The sequence below is a fragment of the Streptococcus sp. NSSLK0004 genome (genome assembly GCF_059039125.1).
Window position 1 is genome coordinate 21,806 of the sequence record NZ_CM180142.1, and the last position, 18,608, is coordinate 40,413.

Below are 18,608 nucleotides of genomic sequence, written 5' to 3' on the forward strand. Positions count from 1 at the left end.
GAATTGAAGGAAATAACATTGATTTAGACTCGTTAGCTCAGTTGGTAGAGCAATTGACTTTTAATCAATGGGTCGCTGGTTCGAGCCCAGCACGAGTCATATGCGGGTTTGGCGGAATTGGCAGACGCACCAGATTTAGGATCTGGCGCTTTCGGGCGTGGGGGTTCAAGTCCCTTAACCCGCATAAAGAAAATATAAATTTGCCGGCTTAGCTCAGTTGGTAGAGCATCTGATTTGTAATCAGAGGGTCGCGTGTTCAAGTCATGTAGCCGGCATTAGGAAAAGATTGCGAACGTAGTTCAGTGGTAGAACACCACCTTGCCAAGGTGGGGGTCGCGGGTTCGAATCCCGTCGTTCGCTTTGAGAGGCCGGGGTGGCGGAACTGGCAGACGCACAGGACTTAAAATCCTGCGATGGCAACATCGTACCGGTTCGATTCCGGTCCTCGGCATAGATATAGTAAGCACCCTTAGCTCAATTGGATAGAGTACCTGACTACGAATCAGGCGGTTAGAGGTTCGACTCCTCTAGGGTGCATGACTCGCTTAATGTGTGTACATTAGGGGAGGTTTATTTTTAATGATATCGGGAAGTAGCTCAGCTTGGTAGAGTACTTGGTTTGGGACCAAGGTGTCGCAGGTTCGAATCCTGTCTTCCCGATGTTTGGCGGTGTAGCTCAGCTGGCTAGAGCGTCCGGTTCATACCCGGGAGGTCGGGGGTTCGATCCCCTTCGCCGCTATATTTTTATTTGTGCTGGACCTTTAGCTCAGCTGGTTAGAGCTCTCGGCTCATAACCGAGCGGTCGTAGGTTCAAGTCCTACAAGGTCCATTTTTCGGATAATGGAGGATTACCCAAGTCCGGCTGAAGGGAACGGTCTTGAAAACCGTCAGGCGTGTAAAAGCGTGCGTGGGTTCGAATCCCACATCCTCCTTATTTTTAATATCGCGGGATGGAGCAGCTAGGTAGCTCGTCGGGCTCATAACCCGAAGGTCGTAGGTTCAAATCCTGCTCCCGCAATATCCTATTGTGGAGATGGCTCGGTAGCTCAGTTGGTAGAGCAATGGATTGAAGCTCCATGTGTCGGCGGTTCGATTCCGTCTCGCGCCATTGGAAATAAAGCCAAGTAAATTTTACTTGGGCGCGTAGCTCAGATGGTTAGAGCGCACGCCTGATAAGCGTGAGGTCGGTGGTTCGATTCCACTCGTGCCCATATCATATATAATGGAGAATTACTCAAGAGGCTGAAGAGGACGGTTTGCTAAATCGTTAGGTCGGGTAACTGGCGCAAGGGTTCGAATCCCTTATTCTCCGTATCGTTAAACGAGATTATCGAAGGATATTCTCGTTTTATTGTATGAAATTCTTGAAAGGGCCTATTAATCTATCATGGTTAAGTTTTCTCGATTGATTGTTGTTAGTTCTATATTTGTAGTTACTTCTTTATCGTTACTTTTTTTTACTGTTCAAAATGGTGTACAAATTCCTTTTATTTCAGACGGAATCAATTCAAGTATTTCAGGTATTAACAGTGTTTTTGCTAAGCCTGTGCAGTTTTTCTCAGCTCAAAAAGATAGTATTGTAGACCTTTTAGATGCTTATGACGAAAATAAGAGATTAAAGCAGACAATTGCTAGTTTGGAAGCTCAAGTTGCAGAAGTAGATACTTTGCTCAATGAAAACGATAGTCTCAGAAAAAATCTAGAGATTTCTCAACAATATGCTGAAAAAACAATGATTTCAGCTTTAGTTTCAGTAAGAACACCTGTTGCTTGGGATGATCAATTAACTATTTCTATTGGAAGTAATCAAGGAATTGTTTCAGATATGTTGGTCATGTCTGATGGTGGGCTTATTGGTATCGTTACAGATGTATATCCAAATGCTGCAGATGTAAAATTGCTATCGAAAGCTGATAATTTTACAAAAATCCCCGTCCGCTTGTCAGTGAATAATGAAGATATTTATGGAATATTAAGTGGATACGATACAGATACAGGGAGTTTTGTCGTGAGTCAGCTGAATAGTACAGTAGATATTCCAGAAGGAAGCAATGTAGTGACTAGCGATTTAGCTGGTACGATTCCTTCGAATCTACAAGTAGGAAAAGTTAGTTCAGTAAAAACAAACAGTGGAACAACAAATAAAGAAATATTTGTGTCACCAACAGCTAATTTTTCCAATATTTACTCAGTTTTAGTAGTGGGGAATGTAGGATGAAAAAATATTCTAACTACTTAGCTCCTATAGTTTTATTTACAGTTTTTTTATTAGATGCTCAAATATCTACCTTATTGAGTAATTTAGCACCTAGTACAGTATCCATCACAAGTCATTTATTACTCATTGTTGGAATGTATATTATAGATAAAATAAATTTAACATATACTATCATTCTATTTTCTATGTTAGGTATAGTTTATGATATTTACTATTTAAATATTTTGGGGATATCTACTACATTGTTTCCTTTAATTATTTATATGGTATATTATTTTACTACAAATGTTCATTTAAATCGTTGGACTAGTCTGATGATATTAGGTGTTATGATTTTTGGCTTTGAATTTACAAGTTTTGTATTAGCACGCTTATTTCAATTGACGAATCTCTCTATGTTTATATTCGTTGTTTATAAGTTACTACCAAGCTTATTATACAATCTATTTATTCTCCTTATTTTTTACCCGTTGTTTAAAAACGATTTGTAATTACAAATAAGAAATAAAAATGTAATAAATGCGTAATATATCTACGCATTTTTTTTGATAAAATGGAATGGTCAGAAAGAATAGAGGAGTTACACTACGTTATGAAGAAAAAAGTTTTGGCGACATTATTGTTAAGTACCATTGTATTAACTAGTACAAGTACTTTGACACTTGTTCATGCGGATGATACAGATAGCCAAATTGCAGCTAAAGATAGTCAATTGACTGAAATCGCGAATCAGCAAGCAGCAGCGCAAGCAGAAGTAGATAAAATCCAAGCAAATGTTGATGCAATTCTTGCTGAACAAGCAGCTTTAACAGCTGAAAACGAGAAGCTGGAAGCAGAATCAAAAGCACTTAGCGAAGAAATTCAAAAGTTAGCTGCAGATATTGTATCACGTGATGAAGTATTGAAAGAGCAAGCACGAAGTGCACAGGTAGATGGTTCAGCGACTAGCTACATCAATACTGTTTTGGACTCTAAGAACTTAGTTGATGCAGTAACACGTGTAAATGCGATGCGTGAAATCGTATCTGCAAACAATCGCATGCTTGAGCAACAAAAAGCAGATAAAGAAGCGATTGCTGAGAAGCAAAAAGCTAACCAAGAGGCAATCAATACTGTTGAGGCTAACTGGAAAACCTTGGATACTAAGGCACAGGAGCTGAAAACACAACAGGCAGACTTGAAAGTTGCTCAATTGAATCTTGAAGCACAAAAAGCAACTGTTGAAAGTGAAAAGAATGCTTTATTAGAGCAAAAAGCAGCGGCAGAAGCAGAAGCTAGGGCAGCAGCAGAAGCAGCAGCAGCATATCAAGCACAACAACAAGCAATTGCGCAACAACAAGCAGCAGTGGTTACACCAGTTCAACCAGCTGTGACAACTACGACTTCAAATACTGGTTCAACAAGTACTGGAAGCACTACAACTTCAGATACTGGTTCAACAAGCACTGGAACCACTACGACTTACACCCCACCAACTGTAACGGATTCAAGCAACACCTATCCGGTTGGTCAATGTACATGGGGTGCTAAGCAGGCGGCTCCTTGGGTTGGTAACTACTGGGGTAATGCGAATCAGTGGCTCTACTCTGCCTCTGCAGCAGGTTTCCGTACGGGTTCAACACCTCAAGTTGGTGCAGTAGCAGTATGGACTTCTGGTGCATACGGACACGTGGCAGTGGTAACAGCTGTAAATGGTTCTCAAATCCAAGTTGTGGAATCAAACTATGCAGGGAATCAATACGTTTCTAACTTCCGTGGTTGGTTTAATCCAGCAGCAGACGGGGTTACAGGTTATATTTATCCATAAAATGAATCCTTGGTTTAGGCCAAGGATTTTTTATGTTAAAATTGCTTTGATACTTCTTTCATTTTTGTTTGAAAATTGTTTCAAAAAGCGTTAAAATAGTTAAGTAGAAAGATTTAGGAGGCTATCATGGCGTTTACCAACTTAAAGTTGTTCGCTCTTTCGTCGAATAAGCAGTTAGCTGAAAAAGTAGCAAAAAAAATTGGCATTCCTTTAGGGAAATCTAGTGTTCGTCAGTTTTCAGATGGTGAAATTCAGGTAAATATTGAAGAATCAATTCGTGGAAGCCACGTTTTTATTCTTCAATCAACAAGCTCACCTGTAAATGATAATTTGATGGAAATTTTGATTATGGTAGATGCTTTGAAAAGGGCATCGGCTGAGTCGATAAATGTTGTTGTACCGTATTATGGGTATGCACGTCAGGATCGGAAGGCACGTGCACGTGAGCCAATCACGTCAAAATTGGTAGCTAATATGCTAGAAACAGCTGGTGTGAATCGTTTATTAACGATTGATTTGCATGCTGCGCAAATTCAGGGATTTTTTGATATTCCAGTGGATCATTTAATGGGAGCACCACTGATTGCTGATTACTTTGAGCGTCGTGGCATGACTGGTGAAGGTTATGTTGTCGTTTCACCTGACCATGGTGGTGTGACACGGGCTCGTAAGTTGGCACAGTTTTTGAAAACACCGATTGCTATTATTGACAAGCGTCGTAGTGTGGACAAGATGAATACTTCAGAGGTTATGAATATCATTGGAAATATCGAGGGTAAAACTTGTATCTTGATTGATGATATGATTGATACTGCTGGAACGATTTGCCATGCAGCAGATGCCTTGGCAGAAGCAGGTGCGACAGCAGTTTATGCATCTTGTACCCACCCTGTTTTATCAGGGCCTGCTATGGATAATATTACTAAGTCAGCGATTGAAAAATTAGTTGTCCTGGATACGATTGAAATTCCTGAGGACCGGTTGATTGATAAGATTGAGCATATTTCCACAGCAGATTTATTGGCAGATGCCATTATTCGTATTCACGAAAAACGTCCATTATCTCCTTTGTTTGAAACAAAGATTGCCAAATAATAGTTGGAAGAGTCGCAAGGCTCTTCTTTTTGGTATAATGTTCTTATATAAGTAATGAGAACATTAAGAAAAGCGTATGATTTTAGGAAATCTGTGTGGAAGTCGGTGGGACTTCAAGTGGATTTATCTAAATCACAAGCTTTTTAGTTCGAATACAATTATGACTTTCAAGAGGTGTTGCTATGGATATGCGTAATCGTTTTAATAAGAATTTGGATCGTATTGAGGTTTCTATGATTCGTCAGTTTGATCAATCCATTTCGGATGTGCCTGGGATTTTAAAATTAACTTTGGGAGAGCCTGATTTTACAACGCCTGACCATGTAAAAGAAGCAGCCAAGGCTGCTATTGATGCCAATAAGAGCTATTACACCGGTATGGCTGGTTTGCTGGAATTACGTCAAGCTGCGGCGGAGTTTGTTGCTGAAAAATACAATCTGACTTACAATCCTGAAACAGAAATTTTATCAACCATTGGTGCGACAGAGGCTTTGTCAGCAAGCCTAGTTGCTATTTTAGAAGCTGGAGATACGGTGCTTCTACCTGCCCCTGCCTATCCTGGTTATGAACCAATTGTCAATATGGTGGGCGCTGATATCGTTGAGATTGATACGACTGCTAATGATTTTGTTTTGACACCGGAGATGTTGGAAGAGGCGATTATTGAGCAGGGTGATAAGTTGAAGGCTGTTATTCTCAATTATCCTGCCAATCCAACGGGTGTGACTTACTCTCGTGAGCAGATTCAGGCCTTTGCGGATGTCTTGCGTAAGTATCCTGTCTTTGTTCTTTCGGATGAGGTATATGCCGAGTTGACCTATACAGGCGAGCCTCATACATCAATTGCTGAATTTTTACCAGGACAAACAATCTTGATTCAGGGTTTGTCCAAGTCCCATGCCATGACAGGTTGGCGGATTGGTTTGATTATGAGTCAAGCTCCAATTATCGCTCAAATCATTAAGAGCCATCAATATCTGGTAACTGCAGCGTCAACTGCTATGCAGTATGGCGCGGTCGAGGCATTGAAAAATGGTAAGGATGATGCTCTACCGATGCGGGCGGAGTATGTTAAACGTCGGGATTACATTATCGAAAAGATGACGGACTTGGGCTTTAAGATTATCAAGCCTGACGGTGCTTTTTACATCTTTGCCAAAATCCCTGCAGGTTACAACCAAGACTCCTTCAGCTTTTTACAGGATTTTGCGAGAAAGAAAGCAGTGGCCTTTATTCCAGGTGCTGCCTTTGGTCAGTATGGTGAGGGCTATGTGCGTATTTCCTATGCAGCAAGTATGGAGAAAATTCAAACCGCTATGGCTCGTTTGAAGGAATATCTAGAAGAAAATGGAACGAATTGAAACCAGGGGCTTAGTCCTTTACAATCGGAATTTTCGAGAAGATGATAAGCTAGTCAAGATTTTTACGGAGAAGGCTGGTAAGCGAATGTTTTTCGTGAAACATGCCTCTAAGTCCAAGCTGGTAGCTTCTATCCAACCTTTGACTTATGCGGATTTTATCGTTAAAATCAATGATGATGGTCTGTCTTATATCGAAGATTTTCATCAGGTACAGCCATTTAAGAGTATTAACGGTGATATTTTCAAGCTTAGCTATGCTACCTATATTTTAGCCTTGGCAGATGCTGCCTTGCAGGACAAGGTCTATGACTCAGCTCTCTTTGCATTTTTGGTCAAGACTTTAGACTTGATGGAGTCGGGTTTGGACTATGAAATTTTGACCAATATCTTTGAAATTCAGCTCTTGGGACGATTTGGGATCAGTCTGAATTTTCACGAGTGTGCTTTTTGTCATCGGGTTGGCTTGCCTTTTGACTATTCCTACAAGTACAGCGGTGTCTTGTGTCCGCAACACTATCAACAAGATGAGCGACGGGCTTATCTGGATCCCAATGTTCCCTATCTACTTGATCAATTTCAGGCTATTTCCTTTGATGAGCTGGAAACCATTTCCATCAAGCCTGAGATGAAGCGAAAATTACGGCTTTTTATTGACCAGTTGTATGAAGAATATGTGGGCATACACTTGAAATCCAAGAAATTTATAGATGATTTGTCTTCTTGGGGGCAGATTATGAAGTCAGAAGAATAAGAACAGCCTTCTCAATGGAGAGGGCTGTTTTGTAGATAATCCGTTAATTCTGTTTGGGCTTGGTGTGGTGTCAGGACAGCTAGGAAGGAGAGGTGGCTTCGGAAGCAGACTTGGTAGTCAGGCTCTTCATCAATCAGGATGAGTTGTCCAGTGTCATCTCGCTGGCGAATGGTTTTTGCTACCTTCATTCCATCCCAGAATATGTTTTGAGGGGTATTTATGATAAAATAGTAGTTAATTTGATGGGCGACGGGAAAATCTTCCTTGTGTTTGACTTGGAAGGGTCGCCCAAGTTGGTTTAAAATCCTTTCTATCGTGTTTGGATAGAAGAATGGTTTTAGGATATAGATCATGTAGGTTCCTTTCCTTTCTTTGATTTATCTTAGTATAGGAGATTTTAGAGAAAATGGGGTGGAGCTGTCATGAACAGTCTTTATTTTGTCATGAATGGGGGATGAGATGTTACGGATTTTTATCTTGGAAGATGATTTTATGCAACAGGCTAGGTTGGAGCAGGCGATTGAGGAAGTTGTAAAAACGAGTGATGTTGCCTACAAGACCTTGGAAGTGTTTGGTAAACCTCAGCAGTTATTAGAGGCTGTGACAGAGACTGGAAATCATCAGCTCTTTTTCCTAGATATTGAGATTAGAGGTGAGGAGAAGAAAGGGATGGAGATTGCACGGGAGATAAGAGCGCGTGATCCGCATGCTGTGATTGTTTTTGTGACGACGCATTCGGAATTTATGCCTTTGACCTATAAATACCGTGTGTCAGCTCTTGATTTTATTGATAAGGGGTTGGATGAGCCTGCCTTTAAAGAAGCGGTGGCAGATGTTCTCCAACATGCTTATAGTCATATCAGTCAGACTGTGAGCGATGATGCTTTTGTTTTCAAGAGTGAGTTTTCTCAGATTCAAGTTCCTTTTTCAGATATTTTGTATTTTGAAACCTCTTCAACGCCTCATAAGGTCATCTTGACAACCAAGTCAGGTCATACAGAGTTTTATGGCAAGGTGTCAGATATTGCTAAAACGGATGAACGATTGTACCAGAGTCATCGGGCTTATGTAGTTAATCCTGCTAATATTCTTCGTGTGGATGCTGTGGAGCGGATGGTGTATTTTGAACAGGAGGAATCTTGCTTGGTCTCTCGGATGAAACTGAAAGGTTTGCTGGAAAGGGTAGGGAAATGATGGCTATTGGTTTAGTATTTCTAGTGTCCTTCATCGACTGGTTTATCAAGCTTGGAGTTTTTAATCAGTTGAGTCAGCTGAGCTTGAAATGGTGGCGATTGTTTGTTTTCTCAGGTCTATTCTCGGGATTATTCCTCCTTTTTCCAGACAGTGTTCCTTACCTTGAACCCTTTTATTTCTTGGTCTATCTTTTGATATTTCAACGGTCTTGGACTTGGTCTCAAGCCTTGTTTTACGGTTTGGCACCTTTTGTCTTAGTTGATTTATTTCAGCGAACCTTTGGGATTTACCAGCTTAAGTGGACAACCTTTCAACTATGGCAGACACGTCTGGAATGGCTTGATATTCTCTTTGTGGTAGTGGTCCTTTTGCTCTTTATTCCTTTTTATCGGACCTTTATCCGTTTGCTGGGAATTGATTTTCAGCACATGAAGAAGGTTTTTGCTTACCCTAAGTTTAAAAAGAGTCTCAAGAACCTAATTTATTCTATGCTCTTCTATGTTGTTGTGGTGCATGCATTGCTCGTTTTTGGGCAATCAGTAGGCGAAATGGACTTTTCGGTAGCTATTGGCATAGGGGACAGTCAGGTTTATCTAGATTTTATTAAGATTTATTTTGCTTACTTTATCGGTAGTCTCTTTTTCCTCAATACCAAGCTAAAAGAGCAGTTGACTGAGGAATTGCAGGAAGCCAAGGATGCTCAATTATCTTCTTTAGAAGACTACAGTCAGCATGTGGAAAGCCTGTATAAGGACATTAGAAGTTTTCGACATGATTATACCAATATCTTGGTCAGTCTCAATGAAGCTATCAAGCAGGAAGATGTCAGTGAAATCAGGGCTATCTATCAAACGGTTTTAGCAGGGACAGACCAGAAATTTTATCAAGATGCCTATGATATTGGAAATCTAGCTCATCTGGATAATACTGCGATGAAAAGTATTTTATCTGCTAAGCTGATGGAGGCTCAAAGTCGGGGGATTCAGCTGACCGTTGAGATAGAAGAAGCCAGTACCGCTCCAGTAGGAATCGAATTGCTGGATATGGTGAACATCTTATCAATCTTTTTAGACAATGCCATAGAGGCAGCCAGTTTGTCAGCTGAGAAGAGTCTGCTTGTGGCCTATTTTGAAGACCAAGGTGAAAAAATTCTTATCATCGAAAATAGCACAGCAGAAGAACGGATTCAGACAAAATCTATCTTTTCTTATGGGAAATCCAGCAAGGGAGAGGGGCGAGGGATTGGTTTGGCCAATGTACAGAAAATCCTGTCACACTATCCGTCTTGTAGACTGGTGACGACTAGTCAGGCTTTTCGATTCCGTCAAGAACTACATGTGCCACATACGGTTAAAACATAATATTTACCGTTCATGACAAATAAACGACCATTCATTAGAGTGGTCATTTTTTATTGCTCTTTTGGGTTATACTCTTCTTGTAAAACAAATCAATACTCTTCGAAAATCAAAATCAGGCGTTGTTGACTTGATTTGATGACTGAAAAGCTCCAGTGGAGGTTTTCAGCCTGTTACTTGAAAATATGAAAAGTAACAGAGTTCTATCTGCGCCGTATAGACACGAACGATGTTCGCTCTATTTCCAACCTCCAAAGGTTCCCCAAACCTTTGGAGCTAGCCTGATTTTGATTTTCATTGAGTAGTAATCCTAAGGAGTTAAATTATGAATCTGTTTCCTTCAGTATTTCAATCCGTTTTTAAAAGACGTGATGTGAATATTCTTTTAGCCTTTGCCTTTTTGCCCTTGCTAGTATCTAGCTTGGCTGGTATAGGAGCTCAAATCAACACAGATGTGGCAAGTAGTTGGCTTTCCTTTATCGTGTCGGCTTTGGAGTTGCAATTCCAGCTGGTCTTACCTGCCTTAATTATGGGCTTTATCGTATCATCGGTCTTTCGTGATGAGATTGGTTCAGGAATCCTGTTTCTTTACAAGGATATCAAGAAATCCAGCATTCTTCACGCCAAGTTACTCAGTCTCTTTGCTGTCTATGTGATTTATTTCTTAGGGACAGTCCTTATCGCTAGTCTGACCTATGTCGTTACCATTGCTCCCCGATATGGTTTTCACTGGCTTCCTGCTCATCAAGCTGCTTATAGTTTGCTCTATATCTTGACGATGATTGGTTTAAATCTGATTTTGCTTAGTCTGGTAGCGGCAGTATCTATCAAGCGAACAACCATAATGGCTGTCTTGACTGGGGTACTTTTTAACCTTTTTGCTCAAATTGCTCCACTTTTAAATGGTTTTCGCTATACTTTCCCACAGACCTATGCGACCAAACTGGCTGGACAGTTTCCATTTGGACTTGCCCTTGCTATTAGTCTAGGTTTGATCCTGCTATATTTTGGATTGGCTTATCGTTCGGCACGCAAGAATTTTGAAAAAATTGAATATTAAAAGATACCTAAGAAAGAGAGAATAACAATGCTTACAATCAAGAACCTATCTAAACAATTTACTGGAAATGACTTTTACTCATTAAAAGATGTGAGTTTGGAGATTAAAAAAGGTGAAATCGTCGGTCTAATCGGTAAAAACGGCGCTGGGAAATCGACCTTGATGAAATTAATGGCCAAATCCCTCAAGCCGACAACAGGAAGCATTACCTATAATGGTGTGGATATTCATACGGCAGATAACTTGCTCAAGGATTTTGGGATTATGATTGACCCTGTTTTCTATCCAGAGATGTCGGTTATTGATAATTTGAAGTTTTACCTGACCTTGCATGGTAGGACAGAGCTGTTTCCAAATATTGAAAAGACTCTCAAGCTCTTAGATTTGTGGGAGGCTCGCAACCGTAAACCAAAAGGCTTCTCATTTGGTATGAAACAGCGGACGGCCTTGGCTATTGCGATGGTAGCAGAGCCAGACTTCCTTATCTTGGATGAGCCTTTTGTGGGCTTGGACCCTGTCGGTGTCCAACAGTTGATTGATATTCTCAAATCTTGGTCACAGGAACGCAATATCTCTATGCTGATTTCCAGTCACCAGCTTGGTGAGTTGGAGGCTCTCTGTGAGCGTTATGTCTATATCGAAAAAGGTCAGTTGGCAGATGAGTTTGCTGGGCAGTCAGCTCCGAGTGTCTTGGTAGAGGTTGATAGCAGAGCAGATAAGGAAGCTCTCTCAGCCTATTTGACAGAGGCGATTACTCTGGATGGGGATGTCCTAGAGATTTCCACTCAGGCAAGCAGTGGAGAACTCAATGCTGTCCTAGCCTACCTAGCTAGTCAAAACTTGATCAGCAAGCTTCATGTAAAAGAAAACCACTTGAAAGAAATTTTTAGTCGAGGTGAATAGTATGTTAGCAATTTTTAAACCTGTTTTTGCCAGTGTTTGGAAGAGGAAGGAAACCAAGATTTTCCTAGCCTTTGCCTTCCTCTTTCCGACTCTTTTTCTGGCTTCAACCTTTTTACCAAAAGGTTCCAACTTCATGGTGCCTGGTGCAAGTGACGGCTATCTTTATTCATTTGTAGTTTTGACTGGTAGTTTATTTAAGTCTTCAAATGACTTTACTCTACCTATCCTTGCCCTTTTCTATCTAACCTATACGGTCTTCAAGGGTGAGGCGGATAGCCATACCATGTTTCTCTATAAGGATATCAAGCGTCAGGATATCTTTTGGGCCAAGGTCTTGAGTCTGGTGACGATTGTCCTTATTTATACAGGAATCTTTCTATTGGTGATGGCAGTTTATTACTACACACGTATTGGTCATTTGGACTATGCAACCTTGAGTTTCTGGGATCATCTGGCGGATGAAAATGCAGGGTTTGCTCAAAGTATCCTTGGTGGTATGCTAGATATGTTGGTCTGTGTCTTACTGGCTGCTTGTGTTTCCTTGTACTCAGGGGTTGGAGCGACTATGGCAGTTGCCTTTGGTTACTCACTTGGGTCAAGTATTTTAGCAGTATTTGGTTTGGCTAGCTTCTTTCCAACTGGTAATATTAATGCCTTGTATGAAGGAGCAAGCCTGTTTTCAACATTAGGAACATCTGTTTTGGTTACTTTGGTTTATTCGACGGTATTAGCCTATCTGACCTTGAAGTATTTTAAAAAGATGGAGTTTTAAGGTGTTATGCCCTTTCTAGTGATTAGAGAGGGTATTTATTTTGCTTTGCTATTTTCAATATCGTCATTTAGTTTTTCTTTTATTACTTCGACGAGCGAGGAAACGTCGTTTCCTTATTTCCAACTTCAAACACTCCACTGGAGTGTTTGAACTCGCCTTGCCTAACTCCAGTTATGCCTGCGGCTCGTTGCCTAGTACTAAAAGTAAACTAAAAGACTATAATAGGAAAAAAGTTAAAATCGTGCTATAATATCCCTAAGACTAAAGTGAAGGAACTAGATAGATGAAACGTATTGCAGTAGATGCTATGGGTGGGGACAATGCCCCTCAGGCAGTGGTAGAGGGGGTTAATCAAGCCTTGTCTGCCTTTCCAGACATTGACATTCAACTTTATGGTGATGAGGCTAAAATCAAGCAGTATTTGACAGCGACAGAGCGTGTCAGTATCGTCCATACGACGGAGAAAATCAATTCAGATGATGAGCCGGTCAAGGCGATTCGTCGGAAGAAAGAAGCTTCGATGGTCCTAGCGACCAAGGCTGTCAAGGATGGTCAGGCAGATGCGGTCCTGTCGGCTGGAAATACAGGTGCTCTGTTGGCGGCAGGCGTCTTTGTCGTCGGTCGCATCAAGAACATCGACCGTCCTGGTCTTATGTCTACCTTGCCGACTATGGACGGTAAGGGATTTGATATGATGGACTTGGGGGCAAATGCTGAAAATACAGCTCATCACCTCTATCAGTATGGTATTCTTGGCTCATTTTACGCGGAGCACGTGCGTGGGGTCAAGCAACCTCGTGTAGGACTTTTGAACAACGGTACGGAAGATACCAAGGGAACGCCAGTTCACCAAGAAGCCTATAAATTCTTGGCGGAAGACAAGTCCATCAACTTTATCGGTAATGTGGAGGCGCGTGAGTTGCTTAACAGCGTGGCGGATGTGGTCGTGACGGATGGTTTCACGGGAAACGCTGTACTGAAAACCATTGAGGGAACTGCAAAATCCATCGTTGGTCAGTTGACTGGCTCAATCAAGAATGGTGGTCTGCGTGCTAAATTGGGTGGTCTTTTAGTCAAGCCTACTCTTAAAAAGGCATTGGGTGCTATGGACTATAAGAAGGCTGGCGGTGCTGTCTTGCTTGGTCTGAAAGCACCTGTCATCAAGGCGCACGGATCTAGTGATGCTCAATCAATTTTCTATACGATTAAGCAGACGCGTTCGATTTTGGAGGCCGGTATTGTGGAGAAATCAGTTGCCAAATTTTCAGTAGTGGAGGACAGTCATGACTAGAGAGCAGGTTTATCAGCGGGTTGTTGAATTGATTCAGGATGAGAAGGGGGAAGACTTCCACGTTCAACCTGAGTCTACCTTGGTAGATAATATTGCTGCAGATTCGGTGGAAATTATGGAATTTGTCCTGACCTTAGAGGATGAGTTCGGAGTAGATGTGCCGGATGCGGCCATTGAACGATTTGAAACCTTATCTGATATTGTGGATTTTATTTATGAAGAATTAAAAAAACGTTCGTAGTTTACGGGCGTTTTTCTTTGTTTTTAGTTGAAAGACCGTAAAATTCTTGTATAGGCGAATGTTGTGTGTTAGAATAAACGAAAAGACTAGAATATTTTATGAAAGGCGAACATTTCAATGAAAACAGACCTTCTCTATTCAGGAAAAGCTAAAGATATCTACGCTACGGCTGATAGTGACCAGATTGTTGCGGTTTATAAGGATCAGGCGACTGCTTTTAATGGTGGTAAGAAAGAACAGATTGTAGGTAAGGGCCGGCTCAATAATCTGATTTCCTCTTTGATTTTTGAAAAGTTGAATGAAGCGGGAGTCCAGACGCATTTTATCAAGCGCTTGTCGGATACGGAGCAGTTGAATAAGAAGGTGGAGATTATTCCTCTTGAGGTTGTTTTGCGAAATGTGACAGCTGGGTCTTTCTCAAAACGGTTTGGTGTGGAAGAAGGAATTGCCTTATCTACTCCTATCGTGGAATTTTACTATAAAAAAGATGAGTTGGACGATCCTTTTATAAACGATGAACATATTGCTTTTCTTAATCTAGCTAGTTCAGAAGAAATTGCCTATATCAAGGAAGAAACAAGACGAATCAATGGGTTCTTGAAGGACTTGTTTGCTCAGATTGGATTGACTTTGGTGGATTTCAAGCTAGAATTTGGGATTGACTCTTCTGGTCAGATTTTATTGGCGGATGAGTTTTCTCCGGATAATTGTCGTTTGTGGGATGCGGATGGCAACCATCTGGACAAGGATGTTTTCCGTCGGGGTCTCGGGGAGTTGACCGAGGTTTACGAGGTCGTATTGGCAAAGTTACAAGAAGTGAAATAAGGATTGGAAAAAATGGCGAAGCGGATTTTTGTTGAGAAGAAGGCAGATTTTCAGATTAAGGCGGAGGCTCTTCGCAAGGAGTTGACCCATAATTTGCAGTTGACAAGTTTGACGAGTGTACGTCTGGTGCAGGTTTATGATGTTTTCCATCTGGAGGATGACTTGCTGGAGCAAGCTATTAAGCATATATTTACCGAGCAGGTGACGGACAAGGTCTTGTCGGAAGCTGAGCTTGACTTGGAGGGAGCTGCTTATTTTGCGATTGAGGCTCTTCCTGGTCAGTTTGACCAGCGGGCTGCCAGCAGTCAGGAGGCCCTTCTCTTATTGGGCAGTCGTCAGGAGGCGCGTGTCAATACAGGTCAGCTCTATATCTTGAATGGCGATGTGCAGGAAGAAGAGTTGGCTGTTATCAAGAATTATTTGCTTAACCCTGTGGATTCGCGATTCAAGGATATGGATGCTCCTTTGGTGGCTCAGGAGTTTTCGGTGTCAGATACGACTATTCCGACCTTGGACTTTTTTGATAGCTATGGGGCAGAGGAATTTGCGTCTTACAAGCGTGAGGCTGGCTTGGCTATGGAAGTGGAAGACTTGCTCTTCATTCAGGACTATTTCAAGTCAATTGGGCGAGTGCCAACGGAAACAGAACTCAAGGTCTTGGATACTTACTGGAGTGACCACTGCCGTCATACGACATTTGAGACAGAACTGAGGTCTATTGACTTTTTAGCTTCAAAATTCCACAAGCAATTGCAGGCAACTTATGACAAGTACCTGGCTATGAGAACTGAGTTAGGTCGGACAGATAAACCGCAGACGCTTATGGATATGGCGACGATTTTTGGTCGTTATGAGCGGGCAAACGGTCGTCTGGATGACATGGAAGTGTCGGATGAAATCAATGCCTGCTCGGTGGAAATCGAAGTGGATGTGGACGGCGTGAAAGAGCCATGGCTCCTTATGTTCAAGAATGAAACCCATAATCACCCAACAGAAATCGAGCCTTTTGGTGGTGCCGCAACCTGTATCGGTGGAGCCATTCGTGATCCTTTGTCAGGTCGTTCTTATGTTTATCAAGCCATGCGGATTTCAGGTGCGGGCGATATTACCCAACCTCTGACGGCTACTCGCCCAGGGAAATTGCCACAGCAAATCATTTCGAAAACAGCAGCACATGGTTATTCTTCATACGGAAATCAAATCGGTCTTGCGACCACCTATGTACGTGAATACTTCCACCCAGGCTTTGTCGCAAAACGTATGGAGTTAGGTGCCGTAGTCGGTGCAGCTCCAAAGGAAAATGTGGTCCGTGAAAAACCAGTCGCAGGCGATGTGGTCATCTTGTTGGGTGGCAAAACAGGCCGTGACGGTATCGGTGGGGCAACAGGCTCGTCCAAGGTACAGACAGTTGAGTCTGTGGAAACAGCTGGTGCGGAAGTCCAAAAAGGAAATGCTATTGAAGAGCGTAAAATCCAACGCTTGTTCCGAAATGGTGACGTCACTCGTTTGATTAAAAAATCCAATGACTTCGGTGCAGGTGGGGTCTGTGTAGCCATTGGTGAGCTGGCAGACGGTCTTGAAATCGACTTGGACAAGGTTCCACTCAAGTATGCTGGCCTGAATGGTACGGAGATTGCCATTTCCGAATCACAGGAGCGGATGAGCGTCGTTGTTCGTCCGGCAGATGTAGACGCCTTTATCTCAGCTTGTCATCAGGAAAATATCCATGCGGTTGTTGTAGCCAAAGTGACGGAAAAACCAAACCTGGTCATGACTTGGAATGGTCAAACCATTGTTGATTTGGAGCGTTCCTTCCTTGATACCAATGGTGTGCGCGTGGTGGTGGATGCTAAAGTAGTTGACAATGCTGTCAACCTTCCCGAATTACGTCAGACATCACCTGAAACCCTAGAAGAGGATTTGAAGACAATTCTTTCAGACCTCAACCATGCTAGTCAAAAAGGTTTGCAGACGATTTTCGACTCATCTGTTGGTCGTTCAACCGTCAACCACCCACTCGGAGGTCGCCATCAGTTAACACCGACAGAAAGCTCTGTGCAGAAGTTGCCTGTCCAGCACGGTGTGACGACCACGGCTTCTGTCATGGCTCAGGGTTATCATCCTTATCTGGCAGACTGGTCACCTTACCACGGAGCAGCCTATGCAGTCATCGAAGCGACAGCTCGCTTGGTGGCAACAGGGGCTAACTGGTCCAAGGCTCGCTTCTCCTACCAGGAGTATTTCCAGCGCATGGATAAGCAGGCAGAACGCTTTGGTCAGCCAGTAGCAGCACTTTTGGGCTCAATCGAGGCTCAGATCCAGCTTGGATTGCCGTCTATCGGTGGTAAGGACTCCATGTCTGGGACCTTTGAGGACTTGATCGTTCCACCGACCTTAGTTGCCTTTGGTGTGACCACAGCAGATAGTCGCAAAGTCCTCTCACCTGAGTTCAAGGAAGCTGGCGAAAACATTTATTATCTAGCAGGTCAAACCTTGTCAGAAGACATTGATTTTTCTCTGATTAAATCCAATTTTGAGACTTTTGAAAAATGGCAGAGCGACTATCGGATTACGGCTGCTAGCGCAGTCAAGTACGGTGGTGTTCTAGAAAGTCTAGTCCTCATGTCCTTAGGTAACCAAATTGGTGCAGAAGTCGAGCTTGAAGAACTTGAAGCCAGCTTGACAGGTCAGCTAGGCGGATTTATCTTTACATCGAAAGAAGACATTGAAGGTGCTATTAAAATCGGTCAAACAAGTGCAGACTTTACAGTCCTTGTCAATGGTGTAAAGTTGCTTGGAAAAGACTTACAGGCTGCCTTTGAGGGCAAATTAGAGGAAGTCTATCCAACGGAATTTGAACAGGCGACAGACTTACAGGATGTTCCAGCTATTACAAGTTCAGCAGTTATAAAAGCTAAGGAAATAGTTGACGTGCCACTGGTTTATATTCCAGTTTTCCCAGGAACAAACTCAGAATACGATTCTGCCAAGGCCTTTGAACAGGCTGGTGCTAAGGTCAATCTTGTTCCATTTGTGACCTTGGATGCTGAGAGTATTGAAAAATCGGTTGACGACATGGTTGACAATATTGACGAGGCAAATATTCTCTTCTTTGCAGGTGGATTCTCTGCTGCGGATGAACCAGATGGATCTGCTAAGTTTATCGTGACCATCTTACGAAACGCCAAGGTCCGCTCTGCTATTGACCGCTTCATCGAAAAAGGTGGCCTCATTATCGGTATCTGTAATGGCTTCCAGGCCCTTGTTAAATCGGGCTTGCTACCCTATGGAAACTTTGAGGAGGCAGGTGAAACCAGTCCGACCCTCTTCTACAACGATGCCAACCAGCACGTTGCCAAAATGGTGGAAACACGGATTGCCAATGTCAATTCACCGTGGTTGGCAGGTATTCAGGTCGGTGATATTCATGCTATCCCAGTTTCTCATGGTGAAGGTAAATTTGTGGTTAGCGAAGAAGAATTTGCTATCTTGCGTGATAATGGTCAGATTTTCAGCCAGTACGTTGACTTTACAGGTCAGCCAAGCATGGACTCGAAGTACAATCCAAATGGCTCAAGTCATGCGATAGAAGGTATTACCAGTCGCAACGGGCAGATCATCGGGAAGATGGGGCATTCGGAGCGTTACGAGGACGGTCTTTTCCAGAATATTCCAGGCAAGAAAGATCAAGGCTTATTTGTTTCAGCAGTTCGCTATTTTACAGGAAAATAA

Annotated in this window: 16 protein-coding genes and 14 tRNA genes; 29 read left to right on the forward strand and 1 reads right to left on the reverse strand. The window is 42.4% G+C overall.

Annotated features, from left to right (window positions below):
- The first annotated feature begins 26 nt into the window (after positions 1–26).
- The 20 genes from AC4CS8_RS00115 to recO all read left to right on the forward strand — a co-directional run bounded on the left by AC4CS8_RS00115 (position 27) and on the right by recO (position 7,232).
- Positions 27–99 (forward strand) — tRNA-Lys (locus AC4CS8_RS00115).
- Between the two features lie 3 nt (positions 100–102).
- Positions 103–184, forward strand: a tRNA-Leu gene (locus tag AC4CS8_RS00120).
- 18 nt (positions 185–202) lie between these two features.
- Positions 203–275, forward strand: a tRNA-Thr gene (locus AC4CS8_RS00125).
- A 13-nt stretch (positions 276–288) separates the two neighbouring features.
- A tRNA-Gly gene (locus AC4CS8_RS00130) sits at positions 289–360 on the forward strand.
- A gap of 7 nt (positions 361–367) precedes the next feature.
- Positions 368–451 (forward strand) — tRNA-Leu (locus AC4CS8_RS00135).
- Positions 452–463: 12 nt separating this feature from the next.
- Positions 464–537 (forward strand) — tRNA-Arg (locus tag AC4CS8_RS00140).
- A gap of 49 nt (positions 538–586) precedes the next feature.
- Positions 587–660, forward strand: a tRNA-Pro gene (locus AC4CS8_RS00145).
- A 5-nt stretch (positions 661–665) separates the two neighbouring features.
- Positions 666–739, forward strand: a tRNA-Met gene (locus tag AC4CS8_RS00150).
- A 16-nt stretch (positions 740–755) separates the two neighbouring features.
- Positions 756–829 (forward strand) — tRNA-Ile (locus tag AC4CS8_RS00155).
- Positions 830–842: 13 nt separating this feature from the next.
- A tRNA-Ser gene (locus tag AC4CS8_RS00160) sits at positions 843–932 on the forward strand.
- 12 nt (positions 933–944) lie between these two features.
- Positions 945–1,018 (forward strand) — tRNA-Met (locus AC4CS8_RS00165).
- A gap of 17 nt (positions 1,019–1,035) precedes the next feature.
- Positions 1,036–1,108: transfer RNA gene (locus AC4CS8_RS00170), tRNA-Phe, on the forward strand.
- Positions 1,109–1,137: 29 nt separating this feature from the next.
- Positions 1,138–1,211, forward strand: a tRNA-Ile gene (locus AC4CS8_RS00175).
- 13 nt (positions 1,212–1,224) lie between these two features.
- A tRNA-Ser gene (locus tag AC4CS8_RS00180) sits at positions 1,225–1,312 on the forward strand.
- A 93-nt stretch (positions 1,313–1,405) separates the two neighbouring features.
- The gene (mreC, locus tag AC4CS8_RS00185; RefSeq protein WP_493893056.1) at positions 1,406–2,218 is read left to right on the forward strand and encodes a rod shape-determining protein MreC; all 813 of its coding nucleotides are present in this window, start codon (positions 1,406–1,408) and stop codon (positions 2,216–2,218) included.
- Positions 2,215–2,709 (forward strand): rod shape-determining protein MreD, encoded by a 495-nt coding sequence (mreD, locus tag AC4CS8_RS00190; RefSeq protein WP_321058409.1) that lies wholly within the window; start codon positions 2,215–2,217, stop codon positions 2,707–2,709. Before mreC ends, mreD begins: the two co-directional genes overlap by 4 nt.
- A 101-nt stretch (positions 2,710–2,810) precedes the next feature.
- Positions 2,811–4,025 carry a peptidoglycan hydrolase PcsB gene (pcsB, locus tag AC4CS8_RS00195; protein ID WP_493893057.1) on the forward strand — a complete coding sequence of 405 codons (1,215 nt, stop codon included), beginning with the start codon at positions 2,811–2,813 and terminating at the stop codon, positions 4,023–4,025.
- A 126-nt stretch (positions 4,026–4,151) separates the two neighbouring features.
- Positions 4,152–5,120, forward strand: coding sequence for a ribose-phosphate diphosphokinase (locus AC4CS8_RS00200; RefSeq protein WP_493893058.1), 969 nt, complete (start codon positions 4,152–4,154; stop codon positions 5,118–5,120).
- 182 nt (positions 5,121–5,302) lie between these two features.
- Entirely contained in the window at positions 5,303–6,481 is a 1,179-nt protein-coding gene (locus AC4CS8_RS00205) for a pyridoxal phosphate-dependent aminotransferase (RefSeq protein WP_493893059.1), read from the forward strand.
- Positions 6,468–7,232, forward strand: a complete 765-nt coding sequence (gene recO, locus AC4CS8_RS00210) for a DNA repair protein RecO (protein ID WP_493893060.1) — start codon at positions 6,468–6,470, stop codon at positions 7,230–7,232. Before AC4CS8_RS00205 ends, recO begins: the two co-directional genes overlap by 14 nt.
- Positions 7,233–7,243: 11 nt before the next feature.
- Here the strand turns inward: recO and AC4CS8_RS00215 are convergent, their stop codons facing one another.
- Entirely contained in the window at positions 7,244–7,585 is a 342-nt protein-coding gene (locus AC4CS8_RS00215; RefSeq protein WP_105209053.1) for a hypothetical protein, read from the reverse strand.
- A 106-nt stretch (positions 7,586–7,691) separates the two neighbouring features.
- Between AC4CS8_RS00215 and AC4CS8_RS00220 the strand changes: the two genes are divergently transcribed.
- The 9 genes from AC4CS8_RS00220 to AC4CS8_RS00260 all read left to right on the forward strand — a co-directional run bounded on the left by AC4CS8_RS00220 (position 7,692) and on the right by AC4CS8_RS00260 (position 18,608).
- The gene (locus AC4CS8_RS00220) at positions 7,692–8,426 is read left to right on the forward strand and encodes a response regulator transcription factor (protein WP_493893061.1); all 735 of its coding nucleotides are present in this window, start codon (positions 7,692–7,694) and stop codon (positions 8,424–8,426) included.
- Positions 8,372–9,787 (forward strand): sensor histidine kinase, encoded by a 1,416-nt coding sequence (locus AC4CS8_RS00225; RefSeq protein WP_493893062.1) that lies wholly within the window; start codon positions 8,372–8,374, stop codon positions 9,785–9,787. Before AC4CS8_RS00220 ends, AC4CS8_RS00225 begins: the two co-directional genes overlap by 55 nt.
- A gap of 322 nt (positions 9,788–10,109) precedes the next feature.
- Positions 10,110–10,844 carry a hypothetical protein gene (locus tag AC4CS8_RS00230; protein ID WP_321056916.1) on the forward strand — a complete coding sequence of 245 codons (735 nt, stop codon included), beginning with the start codon at positions 10,110–10,112 and terminating at the stop codon, positions 10,842–10,844.
- A gap of 27 nt (positions 10,845–10,871) precedes the next feature.
- Positions 10,872–11,747: an ABC transporter ATP-binding protein gene (locus AC4CS8_RS00235; protein WP_493893063.1), complete on the forward strand. Its 876-nt coding sequence runs from the start codon at positions 10,872–10,874 to the stop codon at positions 11,745–11,747.
- Position 11,748: 1 nt separating this feature from the next.
- A complete protein-coding gene (locus AC4CS8_RS00240) occupies positions 11,749–12,519 on the forward strand; it encodes a hypothetical protein (protein WP_493893064.1) in 771 nt (256 codons plus the stop codon).
- A 283-nt stretch (positions 12,520–12,802) separates the two neighbouring features.
- On the forward strand, positions 12,803–13,810 hold the full coding sequence (gene plsX, locus AC4CS8_RS00245; RefSeq protein WP_493893065.1) for a phosphate acyltransferase PlsX: 1,008 nt from the start codon (positions 12,803–12,805) through the stop codon (positions 13,808–13,810).
- A complete protein-coding gene (locus AC4CS8_RS00250) occupies positions 13,803–14,051 on the forward strand; it encodes a phosphopantetheine-binding protein (protein WP_493893066.1) in 249 nt (82 codons plus the stop codon). Before plsX ends, AC4CS8_RS00250 begins: the two co-directional genes overlap by 8 nt.
- Positions 14,052–14,168: 117 nt before the next feature.
- Positions 14,169–14,876, forward strand: a complete 708-nt coding sequence (gene purC / locus AC4CS8_RS00255) for a phosphoribosylaminoimidazolesuccinocarboxamide synthase (RefSeq protein WP_493893067.1) — start codon at positions 14,169–14,171, stop codon at positions 14,874–14,876.
- A 12-nt stretch (positions 14,877–14,888) separates the two neighbouring features.
- The gene (locus AC4CS8_RS00260) at positions 14,889–18,608 is read left to right on the forward strand and encodes a phosphoribosylformylglycinamidine synthase (protein ID WP_493893068.1); all 3,720 of its coding nucleotides are present in this window, start codon (positions 14,889–14,891) and stop codon (positions 18,606–18,608) included.